Origin of the sequence: Streptomyces sp. NPDC002773 (genome assembly GCF_040295605.1) — a bacterium.
GTDB lineage: Bacteria > Actinomycetota > Actinomycetes > Streptomycetales > Streptomycetaceae > Streptomyces.
In genome coordinates this window covers 45,177-65,461 of the sequence record NZ_JBEOVO010000010.1, presented here as the reverse complement: position 1 = coordinate 65,461, position 20,285 = coordinate 45,177, and the positions used below count along the sequence as shown (strand labels likewise).

Annotated in this window: 15 protein-coding genes; 9 read left to right on the top strand and 6 right to left on the bottom strand. The window is 71.6% G+C overall.

Annotated features, from left to right (window positions below; all coding sequences use genetic code 11):
• Positions 1-19: 19 nt before the first annotated feature.
• Both ABT034_RS15225 and ABT034_RS15220 read right to left on the bottom strand, forming a co-directional pair.
• Complete coding sequence (locus ABT034_RS15225; protein ID WP_351215156.1) at positions 20-2,050, bottom strand: M4 family metallopeptidase; 2,031 nt, start codon at positions 2,048-2,050, stop codon at positions 20-22.
• Between the two features lie 224 nt (positions 2,051-2,274).
• Entirely contained in the window at positions 2,275-3,171 is an 897-nt protein-coding gene (locus ABT034_RS15220; protein ID WP_351215154.1) for a TetR/AcrR family transcriptional regulator C-terminal domain-containing protein, read from the bottom strand.
• Positions 3,172-3,297: 126 nt separating this feature from the next.
• Between ABT034_RS15220 and ABT034_RS15215 the strand changes: the two genes are divergently transcribed.
• Positions 3,298-4,812, top strand: coding sequence for an MFS transporter (locus ABT034_RS15215; protein WP_351215152.1), 1,515 nt, complete (start codon positions 3,298-3,300; stop codon positions 4,810-4,812).
• A 164-nt stretch (positions 4,813-4,976) separates the two neighbouring features.
• On the opposite strand, the gene ABT034_RS15210 is transcribed toward ABT034_RS15215, so the two are convergent.
• From ABT034_RS15210 to glgX, 3 genes are all read right to left on the bottom strand, one after another.
• Entirely contained in the window at positions 4,977-6,806 is a 1,830-nt protein-coding gene (locus ABT034_RS15210) for an ABC transporter ATP-binding protein (RefSeq protein ID WP_351215150.1), read from the bottom strand.
• Positions 6,803-8,602: an ABC transporter ATP-binding protein gene (locus tag ABT034_RS15205; protein WP_351215148.1), complete on the bottom strand. Its 1,800-nt coding sequence runs from the start codon at positions 8,600-8,602 to the stop codon at positions 6,803-6,805. Before ABT034_RS15205 ends, ABT034_RS15210 begins: the two co-directional genes overlap by 4 nt.
• Before the next feature lie 64 nt (positions 8,603-8,666).
• Positions 8,667-10,874 carry a glycogen debranching protein GlgX gene (glgX, locus tag ABT034_RS15200; RefSeq protein WP_351215146.1) on the bottom strand — a complete coding sequence of 736 codons (2,208 nt, stop codon included), beginning with the start codon at positions 10,872-10,874 and terminating at the stop codon, positions 8,667-8,669.
• Between the two features lie 142 nt (positions 10,875-11,016).
• Between glgX and ABT034_RS15195 the strand changes: the two genes are divergently transcribed.
• From ABT034_RS15195 to ABT034_RS15160, 8 genes are all read left to right on the top strand, one after another.
• Positions 11,017-12,255 (top strand): L,D-transpeptidase, encoded by a 1,239-nt coding sequence (locus ABT034_RS15195; RefSeq protein ID WP_351215144.1) that lies wholly within the window; start codon positions 11,017-11,019, stop codon positions 12,253-12,255.
• A 185-nt stretch (positions 12,256-12,440) separates the two neighbouring features.
• The gene (locus tag ABT034_RS15190) at positions 12,441-13,712 is read left to right on the top strand and encodes a L,D-transpeptidase (RefSeq protein ID WP_351215142.1); all 1,272 of its coding nucleotides are present in this window, start codon (positions 12,441-12,443) and stop codon (positions 13,710-13,712) included.
• Positions 13,713-13,789: 77 nt separating this feature from the next.
• Positions 13,790-14,557 (top strand): enoyl-CoA hydratase/isomerase family protein, encoded by a 768-nt coding sequence (locus tag ABT034_RS15185; protein WP_351215140.1) that lies wholly within the window; start codon positions 13,790-13,792, stop codon positions 14,555-14,557.
• Between the two features lie 71 nt (positions 14,558-14,628).
• Positions 14,629-15,132: an ATP-binding protein gene (locus ABT034_RS15180; protein ID WP_351215138.1), complete on the top strand. Its 504-nt coding sequence runs from the start codon at positions 14,629-14,631 to the stop codon at positions 15,130-15,132.
• 393 nt (positions 15,133-15,525) lie between these two features.
• Positions 15,526-16,317 carry a polysaccharide deacetylase family protein gene (locus ABT034_RS15175; protein ID WP_351215136.1) on the top strand — a complete coding sequence of 264 codons (792 nt, stop codon included), beginning with the start codon at positions 15,526-15,528 and terminating at the stop codon, positions 16,315-16,317.
• Positions 16,317-17,495 carry a YncE family protein gene (locus tag ABT034_RS15170; RefSeq protein WP_351215134.1) on the top strand — a complete coding sequence of 393 codons (1,179 nt, stop codon included), beginning with the start codon at positions 16,317-16,319 and terminating at the stop codon, positions 17,493-17,495. The genes ABT034_RS15175 and ABT034_RS15170 overlap by 1 nt, the downstream gene beginning before the upstream one ends.
• Positions 17,496-17,581: 86 nt before the next feature.
• Positions 17,582-17,797, top strand: coding sequence for an EF-hand domain-containing protein (locus ABT034_RS15165; RefSeq protein ID WP_351215132.1), 216 nt, complete (start codon positions 17,582-17,584; stop codon positions 17,795-17,797).
• 68 nt (positions 17,798-17,865) lie between these two features.
• Positions 17,866-18,774 (top strand): CopD family protein, encoded by a 909-nt coding sequence (locus tag ABT034_RS15160; protein WP_351215130.1) that lies wholly within the window; start codon positions 17,866-17,868, stop codon positions 18,772-18,774.
• A 107-nt stretch (positions 18,775-18,881) separates the two neighbouring features.
• On the opposite strand, the gene ABT034_RS15155 is transcribed toward ABT034_RS15160, so the two are convergent.
• Positions 18,882-20,252: an L-serine ammonia-lyase gene (locus ABT034_RS15155; RefSeq protein ID WP_351215128.1), complete on the bottom strand. Its 1,371-nt coding sequence runs from the start codon at positions 20,250-20,252 to the stop codon at positions 18,882-18,884.
• Positions 20,253-20,285 lie beyond the last annotated feature (33 nt).

The following is a 20,285-nucleotide window of genomic DNA, read 5'->3' as shown; positions in this document are numbered from 1 at the left end:
GGTGTGCTTCGTGCCGGCCTTACGGGAAGGTCAGCTTGAAGGCGTTGATGCGGCCGACGTCGGCCGAGGCCTTGTCCTGCGCGCGGAGCTTCCAGGCACCGTTGGCGACCTCGGACGAGGCGTTCACGGTGTAGGTCTGGAGGATGTTGTCGGCGCTGCCGCCGGACCGGTTGTGCAGGTTGTAGACCGACCCGTCGGGGGCGACGAGGTCGACCACGAGGTCACCCTTGTAGGGGTGGACGATGTCCACGTCCACCTTGAGGGTGGAGGGCGCGTTGCCGGTGATGCCGGTGACGTCGACCGTGGAGGTCACCGCGGCGCCGTTGTCCGGGATGGCCACGTCGGCCGTGTTCTCGAAGACCTTGCCCACGGGCGGCTCGGTGCCGCCGGGGCGGGTTCCGACGTTGACGCCGGCCCAGGCGTGCTGGACGGCGAGGACCTCGGGGCTGCCGGCGCCGTACAGCTCCGTGGCCACCGCGACGGTGCCCGTGCGGGCGCCGGCGTAGTTGGTCGAGGAGTTGAACTTGGTGGTGAGCGCCTTGAACCAGATCAGCGAGGCCTTGTCCCTGCCTATGCCGGTGACGGGCAGACCGTCGGAGGTCGGCGAGTCGTAGTTCACGCCGTTGACGGTCTTGGTGCCGCTGCCCTCGGAGAGCAGGTAGTACCAGTGGTTGGCCGGGCCCGAGGAGTAGTGGACGTCGACGCTGCCGATGCCGGAGTACCAGTAGTCCTTGGACGAGCCGTCCTTGCTGGGCTTGTCCATGTAGCGCAGCGGGGTGCCGTTGCCGCGGATGTCGATCTTCTCGCCGACGAGGTAGTCGCCCTGGTCCTGGGCGTTGTTGGCGTAGAACTCGACGGCCGCCGCGATGATGTCCGACGTGGCCTCGTTGAGGCCGCCGGACTCGCCGCTGTAGACCAGACCGGCGGTGGCGGAGGTCAGGCCGTGCGTCATCTCGTGCGCGGCCACGTCGATGGAGGTGAGCGGCTTGGCGTTGGCCGCGCCGTCGCCGTACGTCATGCAGAAGCAGGAGTCCTGCCAGAAGGCGTTGACGTACGCGTTGCCGTAGTGGACCCGGGAGTACGCGCCGACGCCGTCGCCCCGGATGCCGGAGCGGCCGTGCACGTTCTTGAAGTAGTCCCAGGTGAGGGCGGCGCCGTAGTGCGCGTCGGCGCCGGCCGTCTCCAGGTTCGACGGGGTGCCGTTGCCCCAGACGTCGTCGGGGCCGGAGAACAGCGTCCCGGTGCCGGACGTACCCCGGTTGAGGTTGTACGTCTTGTGGTTGCCGCGGGCCGTGTCGGTCAGCGTGTACGAGGGCGCGGTGCCGAGGGTGACCGTGCCGCTGTACTGCGTGTTGCCGGTGCCGTTGTGCACGGCCTGCCACTCGTACAGCTTCGCGCCGGTCTTCGCGTCCGTCACGACGTGCAGCTCGTTCGGGGTGCCGTCGTGCTGGAGGCCGCCGACGACGGTCTCGTACGCGAGGACGGGGGCGCCCGAGGCCATCCAGACGACCTTGCGCGGGGCGCGCTCGGCGGCGGTCTTCTTCGAGCCGTCCGCCTGGGCGAGGCCGACGGCCTGCTTCTCGGCGGCGGCCGGGGCGACGGCGGCCGCGAGGTCGACGTTCTTCAGCTCCGCGCGGGAGGACTTGGTGACGCCCGTGGTGGCGCCGGCCTTGCTCTCGGCGACGATCAGGTCGCCGCCCAGGACGGGCAGCCCGGCGTAGGTGCGCTCGTAGCGGGTGTGGGTCGTGCCGTCGCGGTCCTGCACGACGTCACGGACGACCAGCTTCTCCTGGGCGCCGAGGCCGAGTTCCTTGGCCTTGGCGGCCTTGTCGGCGTCCGCCGCCTTGATGAGCGCGGTGCGCTCGGCGGGGGTGAGGTCGGCCGGGAGCTTGCCGGGGTTCGCCGACGTGCCCTGCTGGGCCTTCGGGGCGATGGTCCAGGGATCGTCGGCCGCGGTCGCGGATCCGGTCTGGACGCTCACGGCGAGCATGGCGGCGGCCGCGATCAGAGCGCCGGTCGCGGTGGCGCGACGGCTGGGCGTGGATCTCACGCAGACTCCTTCTTGCGAGGGGGGTACCGGCGGACTGGGTGGGCCCGTCCGGGCGGAGCAAGCAGAGCTGTGGAGCACGTTCGGATGACGTGGTACTCGTTCGGGTGAAGCGGCGAACGGTGATGCGAGGAACCGGGGAGAGACTGACAGGAATGACGGGGACCTGTCAGGGGTGTGGCGAGAAGTTGGCTGGAATTCGTCCGCTGCCCGTGCGTTGGTGTTCGTTAACCGGACGTTTCGCCGATCATGGATGCGATACCGTCCAGCATTCGCCTGAGCCCGAATTCGAAGAGCGCTTCCAGGTCCAGACCGAAGTCGCCACCGCTGGTCACCGAGTCCAACTCGGTGTACGAGCCACTCGCCTGGAGTGCGTCGAGCCGTGGCTCGTTCTGTGCCATCCACTCGCCGTCGGAGATCCCCGTGTCCTGGCGCGCCTGCTCCTCCAGATCGTCGGCCATCGACAACCCCTGGACGTAGGCGAAGACCAGCAGATGCGTGTGGAGCTTCTCCTCGTACGTCAACGGCGTCCCCCGCAGCGACCTCAGCACCCACTCCAGATACGCCAGCGCGTTCGGCGTCGCGACCGGCCGCGTGAACGAGGCCATCGCGTGCGCCATCCACCGGTGCCGGGAGTACACCCCGCGCAGCCAGCGCGCCCCCTGCTCAAGCCCCGTCCGCCACTGCGCCGGCACCGGCCCCAACGGCACCTCCCCGCACGCCGCGTCCGCCATCAGGCGCACCAGCTCCGCCTTCCCCGGCACATGGCGGTACAGCGCCATCGTCGACACCCCGAGCGCCGTCGCGGCCCGGCGCATCGTCAGCGCGTGCAGCCCCTCCGCGTCGGCCAGTTCCAGCGCCGCCTCCACCAGCCGCTCCCGCGACAGCGGCTCCGCGTCCGGACCCGCAGGGGCGACGACCACCGTGCCCACCCCCGGCTCGGCCCGCACCAGGCCCTCCTGACGCAGCACCCCCAGCGCCTTCGTGGCCGTCGCCATCGCCACGCCCCACTCCCGGGTGATGGCCCGCGTCGACGGCACCCGGTCGCCCGGGGCTAGCTCGCCCGACCTGATGCGGCGGCGGAGTTCGGCGGCGATGGCGAGGTAGGGCGGCCGGTTCGTCACGGCGGCGAGTGTACTAGTGCACCAGGACGCCGTACACGGGGGTGACACAAGGTTTCAGGGGCATGCCGCCCAGGCGTACTAGGGCCCGCGTGGCGGCGTACACGACTCCCCTGCTTCCCTCCCCGCATGACACTCACCGAGAACCCCGGGCACGGCGCCGGACCCGGCGCAGGACCCGACGCAGGACCCGCCCGAGCCGGCCGCCGCGAATGGGCCGCCCTCGGCGTCCTCATGCTGCCCCTGCTCCTCGTCTCCATGGACGTCTCCGTCCTCTACTTCGCCATCCCCTCCATCGCCGCCGACCTGCGCCCCGACGCCACCGAGCAGCTGTGGATCCTCGACATGTACGGCTTCGTCCTCGCCGGGCTCCTCATCACCATGGGCGCCCTCGGCGACCGCGTCGGCCGCCGCCGGCTCCTCCTCGGCGGCGCCGCCCTCTTCGGCCTCGCCTCCGTCGCCGCCGCCTACGCCCACAGCCCCGGCACCCTCATCGGCGCCCGCGCGCTCCTCGGCGTCGCCGGCGCCTGCCTCATGCCGTCCACCCTCGCCCTCATCCGCAACCTGTTCCACGACCCCGCCCAGCGCGCCCGGGCCGTCACCCTGTGGACCGCCGTCATGGCGAGTGGCATCTCGCTCGGGCCCGTCGTCAGCGGCGCGCTCCTCGAACACTTCTGGTGGGGCTCCGTTTTTCTTGTCAACCTGCCGGCGATGGGGTTGCTCCTGGCCCTCGGGCCGCTTTTGCTTCCCGAGTCCAAGGGGGTGGGCGGTGGGCGGTTCGATCTCTTCAGTTCCCTTCTCTCGCTGGCCGCGCTGCTGCCCCTCATCCACGGCATCAAGTCGCTCGCCGGGGACGGTTGGAATCTGTCGGCCGGGTTCGGCGTCGGTGGCGGGGTGCTTCTCGCTGTCCTTTTCGTACGTCGGCAGGCGCTTCTCGGCCAACCGATGGTCGACCTTGGTCTGATCCGGCAGCGGGCCTACGGCGGCTCCGTTCTCGTCAACCTGCTCGCCATGGTCGCTACCGTCGGCTTCGCCGTCTTCCTCACCCAGTACCTGCAGTCCGTCCTCGGCCAGAGCCCCTTCGAAGCCGCGCTCTGGAGCCTCGCCCCCACAGGCGGCGTCCTCGTCGCCGCGCCCGCGGCCGCCGCGCTCGCCCGGCGGGTCGACCGGGCGTACATCATGGGCGGCGGGTTCCTCGTCGCCGCCGTCGGCTTCGGCTGGCTCGCCGGGACCGACCGCGCCACGCCGCTGTGGGTCGTCCTCGTCGGCGGCTGCGTCTACGCCGCCGGGCTCGTCTCCGCGATGACCCTCGCGACCGAACTCGCCCTCGGCGCCGCCCCGCCCGAGCGCGCGGGGTCCGCCGCCGCCGTCCTCGAATCGGGGCAGGAGCTCGGCGGGGCGCTCGGGATGGCGGTCCTCGGGTCGATCGGCGCCGCCGTGTACAGCGCCGCGATGCCCGCGTCCGCGCCGGCCGCCGCCCGGGAGACGCTGGGGGGCGCGCTGGGGGCGCCCCCGGACGTGCTCGACGCCGCCCGCGGTGCCTTCGTCGAGGCCATGGGTGGGGCCGCTGTCGGGGCCTGCCTGCTGATGCTTGTCGCGGCTGGGGTTGCTGTCGCTCTGCTGCGGGGGGCGTCGCGGGGGTGACACCCGTGGGGGGTCCGTGGGGGCCGTTCCGGGGGTCGCATTCGGGACTGCATGATTTACGGCGCTTGCGGGTTCCTTGGTAGCGCGGCGTCTCTTGTGCGCCGCAAATCACGCTTTACGTCCCGAACGCGACCCCCTCCACGTCCCCCACTGCCGTCTCGTTCTCAGCCGACCAGGCTCTCGCGCCAGGCGCGGTGGAGGTTCGCGTAGCGGCCCTCGCCTGTGACCAGGGCTGAGGGTGTGCCGTCCTCGACGATCCGGCCCGACTCCATGACGAGGACCCGGTCCGCCACTTCGACCGTGGACAGGCGGTGGGCGATCACTACGGCTGTACGGCCCTTCAGGATCGTGTCCATCGCCCGCTGCACCGCCCGCTCGCCCGGTACGTCCAGGGAGCTGGTCGCCTCGTCGAGGATCAGGACCGCCGGGTCCGCCAGGAGGGCGCGGGCGAAGGCGACCAGTTGGCGCTGGCCCGCCGAGATCCGGCCGCCGCGCTTGCGTACGTCCGTGTCGTAGCCGTCCGGGAGACCCGCGATGAACTCGTGCGCCCCGATGGCGCGGGCCGCCTCCTCGATCTGTGCGCGGGTCGCGTCCGGGCGGCCGATGGCGATGTTCTCGGCGACCGTGCCCGAGAAGAGGAACGCCTCCTGCGTCACCATGACGATTCCTCGGCGGAGTTCCGGGGTGGCCAGATTTCGGAGGTCTACGCCGTCCAGGCTTACCGCTCCGTCCGTGGGGTCGTAGAAGCGGGCCAGGAGTTTCGCCAGGGTTGATTTGCCCGCGCCCGTCGCTCCTACCACTGCCACTGTCTGGCCGGGTGGGATCGTCAGGTCGAAGGGGGGCAGGATCTCGCCGCCCGTCCGGTAGGCGAAGCGGACCTTGTCGAAGGTCACTTCGCGGCCCTGGGTGCCCTCGCGGGGTGGGAGGTGGTGGGGAGTCGTGGTTTCCGGTACGCCCGGTTCCTGGGCCAGTAGGCCCGCGATCTTCGTGAGAGACGCCGCTGCTGACTCGTACGAGTTGAGGAACATGCCCAGGCGGTCGATCGGGTCGTACAGGCGGCGCATGTAGAGGACCGCCGCCGCCAGGACGCCCAGTTCGAGGGAGCCCCCGGCCACTCGGTAGGCGCCCCACAGGCACATTCCGGCCACGGCCGTGTTCGCCACGAGGCGCGAGCCGACCACGTAGCGGGCCATCTCCAGGAGCGCGTCGCCGTTGCTTCGCTCGTGGCGGTGGTTGAGGGCCGCGAACTCCGTGTCGTTGATCTCCTCCCGGCGGAACGCCCGTACGGGACGGATGCCGTTCATCGTCTCCGCGAACTTCACGATCACGCCCGCGATCGCCGTCGAGCGTTCCGAGTAGACCCGGCCGGCGCGCCGGCGGTAGAGGCGGATGAGGAGGTGGAGGGGGAGGAAAGACGCTACCGCCAGCGCTCCGATGCCCAGGTCCAGCCAGAGGAGGATGAGGGAGATCGAGAGGAACGAGAGGACCACGCCTATCAGTTCCTGGAGGCCCTCGGAGAGGAGTTCCTGGAGGGATTCGACGTCGGTCGTCGAGCGGGAGATCAGACGGCCCGAGGTGTAGCGCTCGTGGAAGTCGACGCTCAGCACCTGGGCGTGGCGGAAGATCCGGCCGCGCAGGTCGAGCAGGACGTCCTGGTTGATCCGGGCCGCTCCCCGTACGAAGACGTACTGGAGCGCGCCGGACAGCGTCGCGCAGAGGGCGTAGCCCACCGCGACCGCGATCACCGGTCCGTGGTTCCCCTCGCGGAACGCGGGGACGCCCCGGTCGATGGCGTACGCGACGAGCAGCGGACCCGCCTGGATCGCGGCCTCCTTGACCAGGATGACCAGCGCGGCGAACACGACGCGGATGCGGTGTGCCGTGAGGAGCGAGCGGAGCAGCGCGCCCGTCGCCCCGGGCGGGGCCGGCAGGTCGTCGCGGTCGAAGGGGTCCCCGGCCGGGGCACGTTCCTCGGTGGGTGCGGTGTCCTTCATCGGTCCTCGTCCTTGCCTTCGCCGGACATCAGCCAGGCGTACTCCTCGCTGGTACGCAGCAGTTCCTGGTGCGTGCCCACGGCCGCGATCCGGCCCCGGGACAGCAGCGCCACCCGGTCGGCCAGCATCACCGTCGACGGGCGGTGCGCCACCACCAGGGCCGTCGTCTCCCGCAGCACCTCCCGCAGGGCCGCCTCGACCCGCGCCTCCGTGTGCACGTCGAGCGCCGACAGCGGGTCGTCGAGGACCAGGAAACGGGGGCGGCCGACGACCGCCCGCGCCAGGGCGAGCCGCTGCCGCTGACCGCCGGAGAGGCTCAGGCCCTGCTCGCCGACCTGGGTCTTGGTGCCCTCGGGCAGTCGGTCCACGAAGCCGTCCGCCTGCGCCACGCCGAGCGCGCGCCGCAGCTCCGGTTCCCCGGCCCCGTCACCCGCGCCCATCAGGACGTTCTCGCCGACGCTCGCCGAGAACAGCGTCGGCTCCTCGAACGCCATCGACACCAGGGCCCGCAGCCGCTCCCGTTCCATCAGGGCGATGTCCTCGCCGTCGAGGAGGATGCGGCCGCCGGACGCCTCGTGCAGCCGCGGTACGAGCGCGGTGAGCGTGGTCTTGCCGGAACCCGTTCCGCCGACCAGGGCCAGGGTCTCGCCGGGGCGGATGTGCAGGTCGATGCCGTCCAGGACGGGCGGGGAGTCCGCGGGGGCGTCCGGGTAGTGGAACGTGACGTCTTCGAAGCGGACTCCGTCGGGGCCGTCCGCCCCCGGGACCCCAGGGTTGTCCGGTTCCTCTTCGGTGTCCATCACCTCGAAGTACCGTTCCGTCGCGGTCGCCGCCTCCTGGCTCATCGCGAGCAGGAAGCCGATCGACTCCACCGGCCAGCGCAGCGCCAGGGCCGTCGACAGGAACGCGACGAGCGTGCCCGCCGACAGGTCCCCGTCCGCCACCTGCACCGTGCCGAGGACGAGCGCCGCCCCGATGGCCAGTTCCGGTACGACGGTGATGACCGCCCAGATCATCGCGAGCAGCCGGGCCTTGACCAGCTCCGTGCCGCGGAGGTGGCCGGCGAGCTCACGGAAGGCCCTGGCCTGGCTGCGGTTCCGGCCGAAGCCCTTGATGATCCGGATGCCGAGGACGCTCTCCTCGACGACCGTCGTCAGATCGCCCACCTGGTCCTGCGCGCGCCGCGCGACCACCCCGTACCGGCCCTCGAAGACCGAGCAGACCAGCACCAGGGGGATGACCGGGGTCAGGAGGATCAGGCCGAGGGACCAGTCCTGGGCGAGCAGCAGGACGTAACCCGCGAGGATCGTCACGCCGTTGACCAGGAGGAACGTCAGCGGGAAGGCCAGGAACATCCGGACCAGCATCAGGTCGGTCGTGCCGCGCGAGAGCAGCTGCCCGGACGCCCACCGGTCGTGGAAGGCGATCGGCAGCCGCTGGAGCCTGCCGTACAGGTCGGCCCGCATCCGCGCCTCGACCCCGGACAGCGGCCGCGCCACCAGCCAGCGCCGGTACCCGAAGAGCACCGCCTCGGCGAACCCGAGCAGCAGCAGGTACAGCGCCCCCAGCCACACCCCGCCCGGGTCCCGGTCCGCCACGGGCCCGTCCACCAGCCACTTCAGGACGAGCGGGATGACGAGCGACAGACAGGACGCGACGATCGCGACGAACGCGGCCGTGAACAGGCGTCCGCGCACGGGCCGCACGTACGGCCAGAGACGGAGCAGTGTCCGGACCGCGGAGCGGTCGGAGGCGTCTGGAACGGGGGGCTCTGGGGCGACAGGTTTCTCGGGCATCAGGGCCGACCATACGGTTCACCACTGACACACCTCATCCGGTTTTTCCGCAGCACCCAGCTGGTCAACCGGTCGTCTCGACCCGCAGCAGCACCACCGACCTGGCCCCGACCGTGAGCGTCCCGCCGCCCCGGTGGACCGTGCCCGGGGGGCCCGACTGGTCCTCCCGCGAGGTGTCCACCACCAGTTCGTACGTCTCCGCCCAGGGCGGGCCCGGGAGGCGGAAGTCGAGCGGGTGCGGGCCCGCGTGGAGGACCGCGAGGAAGCTGTCGTCGGCGATCTGCTCCCCGCGCTCGTCCCGGCCCGGGATGTCACGGCCCGAGAGGTAGAGGCCGAGGGTGGCCGTGGGCGCGTACCAGTCGGGTTCCGTCATCTCGGCGCCGTCCGCCGTGAACCAGGCCAGGTCCCGCAGCCCGTCCGCCCCCTGCGGGCGGCCCGAGAAGAAGGCCCGGCGGCGCAGCACCGGGTGGTGGTTGCGGAGGGCGAGCAGGCGGCGGGTCAGGGCGAGGAGTTGGGCCCGGCCGGGGTCGTCGGGGAGGGTCCAGTCGACCCAGCCGGTCTCGTTGTCCTGGCAGTACGCGTTGTTGTTGCCGCCCTGCGTGCGGCCCATCTCGTCGCCGGCGACGAGCATCGGGACGCCGGTGGAGAGGAGGAGGGTGGTGAGGAGGTTGCGCTGCTGGCGCAGGCGCAGGGCGGTGATCCCGGGGTCGTCGGTCTCGCCCTCCGTCCCGCAGTTCCAGGACCGGTTGTCGTTCGTGCCGTCCCGGTTGCCCTCGCCGTTGGCCTCGTTGTGCTTGCGCTCGTACGTGACGAGGTCGCGGAGGGTGAAGCCGTCGTGGGCGGTGACGAAGTTGACGGAGGCGTACGGCCGGCGCCCGCCCCAGGCGTACAGGTCGCTGGAGCCGGAGAGACGGTAGCCGAGGTCCCGTACGTCGTGCAGGGCCCCGCGCCAGAAGTCCCGTACGGCGTCCCGGTAGCGGTCGTTCCACTCGGTCCACAGCGGCGGGAACGCGCCGACCTGGTAGCCGCCGTTGCCCACGTCCCAGGGCTCGGCGATGAGTTTGACCCGGCGGAGCACCGGGTCCTGGGCGATCACCGCGAGGAACGGGGAGAGCATGTCGACGTCGTGCATCGAGCGGGCGAGCGCCGCCGCCAGGTCGAACCGGAAGCCGTCCACACCCATCTCCGTGACCCAGTAGCGGAGGCTGTCGGTGATGAGGCGCAGGACCTGCGGCTGCACGACGTGCAGGGTGTTGCCGCAGCCCGTGTAGTCGGCGTACCGGCGGGCGTCGGACTGGAGCCGGTAGTAGCCGCGGTTGTCGATGCCCTTCAGGGACAGGGTGGGGCCGAGTTCGCCCGCCTCCGCCGTGTGGTTGTAGACGACGTCGAGGATGACCTCGATCCCGGCCGCGTGCAGCGCCCGCACCATCCGCTTGAACTCGCCGACCTGCTGCCCGGTCGTCCCCGAGGAGGAGTAGCCGGCGTGCGGGGCGAAGTAGCCGATCGAGTTGTAGCCCCAGTGGTTGCGCAGGCCGCGCCGGAGGAGATGGTCCTCGTGCGCGAACTGGTGCACGGGGAGGAGTTCCACCGCCGTCACCCCGAGCTGTACGAGGTGCTCGATCGCCGCCGGGTGGGCCAGGCCCGCGTACGTGCCCCGCAGGCGTTCGGGGATGCCCGGGTGGAGTCGCGTGAAGCCCTTGACGTGGAGCTCGTAGATGACGGAGTCCTGCCAGGGCGTCTTGGGTCTGCGGTCGTCGGCCCAGTCGTCGTCGTCCTGGACGACGACCCCCTTCGGGACGTACGGCGCGGAGTCCCGCTCGTCGCGCACGGTGTCGGCGACGTGCTGCTGCGGCCAGTCCCGCACGTGCCCGTACACCTCGGGAGGCAGCTCGAAGTCGCCGTCCACGGCCCGCGCGTACGGGTCGAGGAGCAGCTTCGCCGGGTTCCACCGGGCGCCCGTCCACGGGTCCCAGCGGCCGTGCACCCGGTAGCCGTACCGCTGCCCGGCCTCGACCCCGGGCACGAAGCCGTGCCAGATCTCGTGGGTCAGCTCCGTGAGGGGCAGCCGGCGTTCCGTACCGTCCGGCGCGAAGAGGCACAGCTCCACCGCCTCCGCCCCACCCGCCCACAGCGCGAAGTTCGTGCCCGCCACCCCGTCGGGGCCGACCCGGCAGCGGGCGCCCAGGGGTGTCGGGGCCCCCGGCCACACCGGGGGTCCGGCCCGCTCCGGGGCATGCTCCGGTACCGCCTCCTGCTCGGTTGCGCTCGCCACCGTCCCGGCCTCCCGCGGCTCGTCGGGCCCGCGCCCGGGGCAGCGACGGCGTCCCGGCCGCCGCTCCCGCGCGTGTCCTCCTCCTGTTCTGCCCGCACGGCCCCGCTCCCAACATGACCCGTACGCACGTTTCCCCTGGAGGGTGGCCGTCGTTGGGCCGAGCGTGACACACGTATGGAAGCGGGCGAGGTACGCCCTGGCGGTGGCGGGACTGATGGCGGGCCTCGTGGGCTGCACGGCGGACGGCGGCGGACGGGGCATCGACCTCTCCCTGCCGGGCAAGGCGCGGGCCCCCGGTGACGTCATCCGGATCAGCCCGGAGGACGGCACCCGGGGTGTGAAGGCCGAAGGGCCGGTCGAGGTGAGGGTGGACAGCGGACGGCTCGAACGGGTGACCGTCGTCCAGGTCGAGGACGCCCAGCGGACCGAGGTCGCGGGCGAGATCTCCGCGGACGGGCTGCGCTGGCGGCCCCGGCCGGACGCGCGGCTCGCGCTGGCCGCGAAGTACAGCGTGGACGCGGTCGCGCTCGACGCGCACGGGCGCCGCTCCGCCCGGCACACCACCTTCACCACCGTGGTGCCGGAGAGCCGCTTCATCGGCTACTTCAAACCGGAGAACCGTTCCACCGTCGGCACCGGCATGATCGTCTCCTTCGGCTTCAACAGGCCGATCGAGAACCGCGCCGCGGTCGAACGGGCCATCCGGATCACCTCGGTGCCGCCCGTGGAGGTGGTCGGCCACTGGTTCGGCAAGGAGCGGCTCGACTTCCGCCCCGCCGCGTACTGGCAGCCGGGCACCCGCGTCACCGTCCGGCTCGGCCTGCGGGACGTGGAGGGGGCGCCCGGCGTGTACGGCATCCAGCGCAAGACGGTCGGCTTCACCGTCGGCCGCTCCCAGGTCTCCCTGGTCGACGCCGCCGCGCACACCATGGAGGTCAGGCGGGACGGCGCGGTCCTGGCGACCCTGCCGATCACCGCGGGGGCGCCGAAGACCACCACGTACAACGGGAAGATGGTCGTCACCGAGCTGTACGACGTGACGCGGATGGACGGGCGCACGGTCGGCTTCGGCGGCGAGTACGACATCAAGGACGTGCCGCACGCCATGCGGCTCACCGAATCGGGGACCTTCCTGCACGGGAACTACTGGGCCTCGCCCGGCACGTTCGGCACCGCCAACGTCAGCCACGGCTGCGTGGGGCTGCGGGACGAGAAGGGCGGCAGCGCCGAGTCGCCCGCGGGCTGGTTCTTCGACCGGACGCTCATCGGCGACGTGGTGGAAGTGGTCAACTCCCGGGACCGGAAGGTCGCTCCCGACAACGGCCTCGGCGGCTGGAACATGGAGTGGAACGGATGGAAGGCAGGCTCCGCCCTGCACTGACCCCTCGTCGCCCCCGCACCACCCGGAACTTCCGTCGTCCTACCAGGTCGATCGGGACTGAACGGTGACATTCACGAGGATCTTTCGTGTCCTCCGGTGTGATTATCTAGCGCCGTGTGCGCGAGTGAATGCGCACGGGGGTGGGGCCGTGGCGGTGCCAGGCCGTGCGAGGGGAGACGACCACAGTGAACGGGCAGCCGATATCGGGGACATCGGTAGGGGCCAGGGGGCGGCGCGGCCGACGACGCGGGGGCGTCCGGCTGCAGGCCCTGGCGGCGGGAGCGATGCTCCTGGTGCTCACCGCCTGCGGCGGCGGCGAGCCGGCCGGCGGCAGCGGCGGTACGGGGGGACAGGGGCCCGCGGCCCAGGGCGGCGGCCAGCAGGGTAACGCGGCCTCGCAGGCGGTCGTGACGATCCTTCCGAAGGACGGCGCCGACTCGGTCGCCACCAGCGGGGCCCTCAAGGTCACCGCGGCGCAGGGCAAGCTGACCACGGTCACGGTCGCCGACTCCAAGGGCACCGCGGTCGAGGGCAAGATCGCGGCGGACGGCGCCAGCTGGTCGCCCACCGCCCACCTGGCCGGCGGCACCCAGTACAAGGTCCACGCCGTCGCGAAGGACGCCGAGGGCCGCGAGTCGGCGAAGGACACCACCTTCACCACCCTGGTCCCGAAGAACACCTTCATCGGCCACTACACGCCGGAGCACGGTTCGACCGTCGGCGTCGGCATGCCGGTGTCCATCAACTTCACCCGGGGCATCACCGACCCCGAGGCCGTCGAGAAGGCCATCAAGGTGACGGCCGTGCCGGCCGTACGGATCGAGGGCCACTGGTTCGGCAACGACCGCCTCGACTTCCGCCCGGAGAACTACTGGGCCGCCGGCACCAAGGTGACCGTCGAACTCAACCTGGACGGCGTCGAGGGCCGCCCGGGCGTCTACGGCAAGCAGAAGAAGAAGGTCACCTTCACCATCGGCCGCCGTCAGGTCTCCACGGTCGACGCGAGCGCCAAGACGATGAAGATCGAGCGCGACGGCAAGATCATCAAGACGATCCCGATCACCGCGGGCGCCCCGTCGACGACCACGTACAACGGTCAGATGGTCATCAGCGAGAAGTTCAAGGTGACCCGCATGAACGGGGCCACGGTCGGCTTCGGCGGCGAGTACGACATCAAGGACGTGCCGCACGCCATGCGCCTGTCCACCTCGGGCACCTTCGTGCACGGCAACTACTGGGCCCCGAAGAGCACCTTCGGCTCCTCCAACGTCAGCCACGGCTGCGTCGGCCTCCAGGACGCGCGGGGCGCGGGCGACAGCTCCATGCCGGCCGCCTGGTTCTACGACCGCTCGATCATCGGTGACGTGGTCGTCGTGAAGAACTCGAAGGACAAGCAGATCAAGCCGGAGAACGGCCTCAACGGCTGGAACATGGACTGGTCGGAGTGGATCGCCTAGATCTCCCGTGAGAGGGCCCGGTGCTGTGAGCAACAGCACCGGGCCTTTTCCAGTTAACGGACACTAACCTTCCTCCCATGACTGTGAATCTCGAAGTCGCCGAAGGCGTCGGCACGATCCGCCTCGACCGCCCTCCGATGAACGCCCTGGACATCGCCACCCAGGACCGGCTGCGCGAGCTGGCCCAGGAGGCGACCGACCGCGACGACGTGCGGGCCGTCGTCCTCTACGGCGGCGAGCGGGTGTTCGCGGCCGGCGCGGACATCAAGGAGATGCAGGTCATGGACCACGTGGCCATGGTCAAGCGGTCCCGCGCGCTCCAGGACTCCTTCACCGCCGTCGCCCGCATCCCCAAGCCCGTCGTCGCCGCGATCACCGGGTACGCCCTCGGCGGCGGCTGCGAGCTGGCGCTCTGCGCCGACTACCGGATCGCCGCCGACAACGCGCGGCTGGGCCAGCCGGAGATCCTGCTCGGTCTGATCCCGGGCGCGGGCGGCACCCAGCGCCTGTCCCGCCTGGTCGGCCCCTCCAAGGCCAAGGACCTCATCTTCACCGGCCGGATGGTGAAGGCCGACGAGGCCCTGACGCTTGGCCTGGTCGACCGGGTCGTCCCGGCCGCCGAGGTGTACGAGCAGGCGCACGCCTGGGCCGCGAAGCTGGCGCAGGGCCCGGCGGTCGCCCTGCGGGCCGCGAAGGAGGCGATCGACCAGGGGCTCGAGGCCGACATCGACACCGGTCTCGCGATCGAGCGGACCTGGTTCGCGGCTCTGTTCGCGACCGAGGACCGCGAGCGCGGGATGCGCAGCTTCGTCGAAGAGGGCCCGGGCAAGGCGAAGTTCGCCTGACGGGTTGTTCCGGGGGCCGATTCCGTCGGAACGGCCCCCGCGGACGCCTCCGTACGGCCATGATGGGGGGCATGGCGGGCCTGGAGGGTAGGGAGCAGCCGTGGCAGCGCGCAAGCGCGGCCGCAGCGCGGTGGTCACCGGCCGCGGACGACGAACAGGCCGCCGGGGCAATGGAGTTGTACGGTAATCCGGCGGACGAGGACGTACGGCTGCCGTCCCGCCCCGAGTCCGCGTGGGTGGCCCGCCGACTCACCGAGCACGTCGTACTGCGGCAGTGGGGGCTCGGCCCGCAGATCGCCGAGCACGCGGTCCTGCTCGTCTCCGAACTCGTCGGGAACGCGGTCCGGCACACCGGCGCCCGGGTCTTCGCACTGCGGTTACAGCGGCGGCGCGGCTGGATCCGCGTCGAGGTGCGGGACCCCTCGCGCGGGCTGCCCTGTCTGATGCCGGTGCACGAGCTCGACACGAGCGGCCGGGGGCTCTTCCTCGTCGACAAGCTCTCGGACCGCTGGGGCGTGGACCTGGCGCCGCGCGGCAAGACGACCTGGTTCGAGATGCGGGTCTCCGACCGCTGACCCCGCGCCGGCGCCCCGGACGCACGGAAGCCCCCGTGCGCCGTGGTGGGGCGCGTGGGGGCTTCCGTGTGGAGCGCCGTGGACAAGGGGGGGGTGTATCCACGGCCGCTAGGTCGACCTGGCCCGGGTCAATGGGGGTCGTGGCTCCGACTATGGCAGACAGGGGGCCTTGCCGCCAAAAGTCCCTAGCGGGGCAATCTGGGGCAAAGCGGGACAGTTGGAGAATGAATCGTTGGTGACGTGAAGCACCCGCCTTGTAAACAGTGAATGACTATGCGGTTCATCGATTGTTTCCCGGGCTCGTCCGCATGCTGGACGCCACTTCAGGGGTCGTAAACGTCCTGAATTGGCCCAATCGTAATAAATCGGGCGGTAGCGCCTTTAAATGGTCGCGTGAAGCCGACCGACCGCCGCAGCGCCCTCCGAGCCGGTGCGGCCGCCACCCTCGCGGGAGCCCTCGCCACCGCCTGCGGCACGGAGCCCCGCCCCGCCGCCCCCGCTCCACAGCGCCCGGCCGCTCCCGCCGCCCCGCGGCGTCCCGCCCCCGCGCCCCAGGCGGCACCCGCCCCCCGGCGCCTCCCCGGACAGCCCGCGGAGATCGCCCACGGCCCGCGCGACCGGCCCCGCGTCGCCCTCACCTTCCACGGCGAGGGCGACCCCGCCCTCGCCCGGACGCTCCTCGCCCAGGCCGAGAAGGCCGGAGCCCGCGTCACCGTCCTCGCCGTCGGCAGCTGGCTCGACGCCCACCCCGACATGGCCCGGCGCGTCCTCGACGGCGGACACGACCTCGGCAACCACACCCAGCACCACACCGACGTCAACGCCCTCACCGAAGCCGGGGCCCACGCCGAGATCGAGGCCTGCGCCACCAGGCTCCGCCGGCTCACCGGCTCCATCGGCACCTGGTTCCGGCCCTCCCGCACCCAGCACGCCGCCCCCGCCGTCCTGCGCGCCGCCCACCGCGCCGGATACCCGCACGTCCTCTCGTACGACGTCGACTCCCTCGACTTCACCACCCACGACGCCGCCGCCGTCGTCCGCAACGTCACCGGCACGGCCCGCGCCGGCTCCGTCGTCAGCCTGCACTTCGGCTACCCGGTCACCGCCGTCGCCCTGCCCCTCCTCCTCGCCGACCTCGACCGCCGCGGGCTGCGCGCGGTCACCACCACGGAGCTGCTGACCTGATGGCACACCCCACGAAGCGCACCAGGACCCTTCTCCTCGCCGCCGCCGTCCTCGCCGCCCTCGCCGGCTGCGGCACCGGCGACCCCGGGGGCGGAGCCGCCCCCGTGAAGAAGGCCGCCCCCGTCAAGAAGCCGGCCGCCGCGCCCCCCGGGCTCCCCGGCATGCCGCCGCTGCTCGACCCGAACGACGTCTACGCCGCCGACCGGCCGAACAAACTCTCCCCGGTCGTCAAGGACTTCCCCTCCCGCGTCTACGTCCCCAACACCAACTCCAACACCGTCTCCGTCATCGACCCGGCCACCTACCAGGTCGTGGAGACCATCCCCGTCGGTATCCAGCCCCAGCACGTCGTGCCCTCCTGGGACATGAAGACCCTCTGGGTCAACAACAACCGGGGCCACACGCTCACCCCCATCGACCCCGCCACCGGCGTCGCGGGCAAACCCGTCGAGGTCCACGACCCCTACAACCTCTACTTCACGCCCAACGGCAAGTACGCCGTCGTGATGGCCTCCCTCGACCGCGAACTCGTCTTCCGCGACCCCCACACCATGGAGCGGAAGAAGACCGTCCCCGTCAGCTGCTACGGCGTCAACCACGCCGACTTCTCCGCCGACGGACGGTACTTCGTCGTCTCCTGCGAGTTCTCCGGCGAACTGCTCAAGGTCGACACCGAGAAGATGGAGGTGATCGGCCAGCAGAAACTGCCCCTCGAAGGCGCCATGCCGCAGGACGTGAAGATCTCCCCCGACGGCAAGACGTTCTACGTCGCCGACATGATGGCCCACGGCATGTGGGTCCTCGACGGCGAGAAGTTCACCACCCCCACCCTGCTGCCCACCGGCAAGGGCTGCCACGGCCTCTACATCAGCCGGGACTCACGCGAGATGTACGTTCCCAACCGCGGCGAGGGCTCCGTCTCCGTCTTCGACTTCGCCAAGAACAAGCTCACCAAGAAGTGGTGGCTGCCGGACGGCGGCTCCCCCGACATGGGAGGCGTCTCCGCCGACGGCAAGGTCCTGTGGCTCTCCGGCCGCTACGACTCCGAGGTGTACGCCATCGACACCACCACCGGGAAGCAGCTCGCCCGCATCCCGGTCGGCGGCGGCCCCCACGGCCTCGCCGTCTACCCCCAGCCGGGCCGCTACTCCCTCGGGCACACGGGCATCTTCCGGTAGCCCGCCCCTGAGACCGCTCGCGGCCGGCCGCGCCGGGCCAGCTAATCTGACCCCCGTCAGAGAAGCACCGAGAAGGGGCGGAAGCAGTGGCGGACATCGAGTCGGCACGCACGGCATTCAACAATTTCGACGTGGACGGCGACGGCTTCATCACCGCCGCGGAGTACAAGAGCCTCATGGCGCAGCACGGCGACTTCAACGTCACCGAGTCGGTCGCCGAGGTGCTCATCAAGCAGCGTGACGCCAACGGTGACGGCGTCCTCTCGTGGGACGAGTTCTGGGCGCACTACAGCAAGGCCTGAGCCGCCGGGCCGGACGGGCGGAGCGACCCTGAGTTGCCGCCCGTCCGGGGCTCGGTGACGATCGTCCGGTGACGCTTCCCGGACCCTTCGGTACCCCGAGCCGTCTGACGGCGGCGGTCCTCGCCGTCGTCGCGGTCCTGGTCGTCGCCCTGCTGGGCGGCGGCCTCGCCCAGACGGGCACGGGCGAGCTCCGAATACCCGCGGCCGGCACCACCACGCTGCTGCGGCTGCTGGTCTTCACCGGTCTGGCCGTACACGTCGGTGAACTCGCCGGCCGCCGCCTCGCGCGCGACGGGCCACGGCCCCGCGCCTGGTCCGCCCCCGCCGCCCTCCTCGCCGCGGCCGCCTCGGCCGGGCTCCTGCTGCTCTTCGGAGCGGTCAGCGGACTCGGCCCGACCGTCGTGTACGGGCTCCGCGAGGGCCGCCTCCTGCTCGTCACGGCCGACGCCTTCGTCGTGGCCGCCCTCTGCGCCGCCTCCCGGCGCCCCGCGCTCGCCGCCCTGCCGCTCGCCCTCGCCGTCGGTGCCGAGGCGATGCGCGCCCACCCGGAGACGTACCAACCGGTTGTCGGCACGTCCCTCACGGTCGTCCACCTCACCGCCGCCTCGCTCTGGGCCGGCACCCTCCTGTACGTGCTCCGCACCATGCGGCTGCGGGGCGGCGGCCGGGACGTCCTCGCCCGGTACGCCCGGATGGCCGCCTGGGTGTACGCCGCTCTCGCGGTCACCGGCACGGTCTCGACCCTGCGCAAGCTGCCGCTCGACGCCGTCATGAGCACCGCGTACGGCCGGATCCTCCTGGTGAAGCTGGTCCTGTTCGGCGGGGCGAGCCTGCTCGCGCTCGCCGCCCGGGGGCGGATGATGTCCGCCGGGAACGCCGAGGCACCCGCGCGCGTGGAGGTGTCCGTCCTCGCGGCGATCGTCGTCGTCTCGGCACTCCTCACGGTGGTGCCGGACCCGCACGGCATCGGCCCCTGAGCCAGCCCCTGGACGGCAAACGTGCCGGGTGAGGGGACGCGCGACCCCGGCCACAGGGCGGAATCGCTCGCTGAACGACACAAACGCGCTGGTCAGGGCCTAGAACCTCAGCACTCGATGATGTTCACCGCGAGGCCGCCGCGCGCCGTCTCCTTGTACTTGACGCTCATGTCCGCGCCGGTCTCCTTCATCGTCTTGATGACCTTGTCGAGGGAGACCAGGTGGCTGCCGTCGCCGCGCATCGCCATCTTCGCCGCCGTGACCGCCTTGACCGCCGCCATGCCGTTCCGCTCGATGCACGGGATCTGGACCAGGCCGCCGACCGGGTCACAGGTCAGGCCCAGGTTGTGTTCCATGCCGATCTCGGCCGCGTTCTCCACCTGCTCGGGGGTGCCGCCGAGGACCTCGGCGAGGGCGCCCGCCGCCATCGAGCAGGCCGAGCCGACCTCGCCCTGGCAGCCGACCTCGGCGCCGGAGATCGAGGCGTTCTCCTTGAAGAGCATGCCGACCGCGCCGGCCGCGAGCATGAAGCGGACGATGCCCTCGTCGTCGGCGCCGGGGACGAAGTTCATGTAGTAGTGCAGGACCGCGGGGATGATGCCGGCCGCGCCGTTCGTCGGGGCGGTGACCACCCGGCCGCCCGCCGCGTTCTCCTCGTTCACGGCCATCGCGTAGAGCGTGATCCACTCCATCGCGTGCGCCGCCGGGTCGCCCTCGGAGCGGAGCTTGCGGGCGGAGGTCGCGGCGCGGCGGCGGACCTTCAGGCCGCCGGGCAGGATGCCCTCGCGGGACATGCCGCGCGAGACGCAGGACTGCATGACCCGCCAGATCTCCAGGAGGCCCGCGCGGATCTCGTCCTCGGTGCGCCAGGCCTTCTCGTTCTCCAGCATCATCGCGGAGATCGAAAGGCCCGTCTCCTTCGCCAGGCGCAGCAGCTCGTCGCCCGTACGGAAGGGGTACTTCAGGGCCGTGTCGTCGGGGACGATCGGGTTCTCGCCGGCGACCGCGTCCTCGTCGACGACGAAGCCGCCGCCGACCGAGTAGTACGTCTTCTCCAGGACGAGGCCGCCCTCCGCGTCGTACGCGAAGATCGTCATCCCGTTGGCGTGGTACGGCAGCGCCTTGCGCCGGTGCAGTATCAGGTCGGCGTCGAAGTCGAAGGGGATCTCGTGGGCGCCGAGGAGGTTGATCCGGCCGCTCGACTTGATCCGCTCGACCTCGTCGTCGGCGGTCTCCACGTTCACCGTGCGGGGCGAGCTGCCCTCAAGGCCGAGCAGGACCGCCTTCGGGGTGCCGTGGCCGTGGCCGGTGGCGCCGAGCGAGCCGTACAGCTCCGCCCGGACCTTCGCGGTGTGGGCGAGCAGGCCCTCGTTCTTCAGCCGGCGGGCGAACATCCGGGCCGCGCGCATCGGGCCCACCGTGTGGGAGCTCGACGGGCCGATGCCGATCGAGAACAGGTCGAAGACCGAGATGGCCACGGAGAACTCCTTGTGGGGGGCTAGACGCCGTTG

Bases quoted from the DNA above. Each gene is read 5' to 3' on its own strand.
- ABT034_RS15170 (WP_351215134.1), top strand. From the start codon at position 16,317: ATGGCACACCCCACGAAGCGCACCAGGACCCTTCTCCTCGCCGCCGCC.
- ABT034_RS15215 (WP_351215152.1), top strand. From the start codon at position 3,298: ATGACACTCACCGAGAACCCCGGGCACGGCGCCGGACCCGGCGCAGGA.
- ABT034_RS15185 (WP_351215140.1), top strand. From the start codon at position 13,790: ATGACTGTGAATCTCGAAGTCGCCGAAGGCGTCGGCACGATCCGCCTC.
- ABT034_RS15205 (WP_351215148.1), bottom strand. From the start codon at position 8,602: ATGCCCGAGAAACCTGTCGCCCCAGAGCCCCCCGTTCCAGACGCCTCC.
- ABT034_RS15180 (WP_351215138.1), top strand. From the start codon at position 14,629: ATGGCGGGCCTGGAGGGTAGGGAGCAGCCGTGGCAGCGCGCAAGCGCG.
- ABT034_RS15210 (WP_351215150.1), bottom strand. From the start codon at position 6,806: ATGAAGGACACCGCACCCACCGAGGAACGTGCCCCGGCCGGGGACCCC.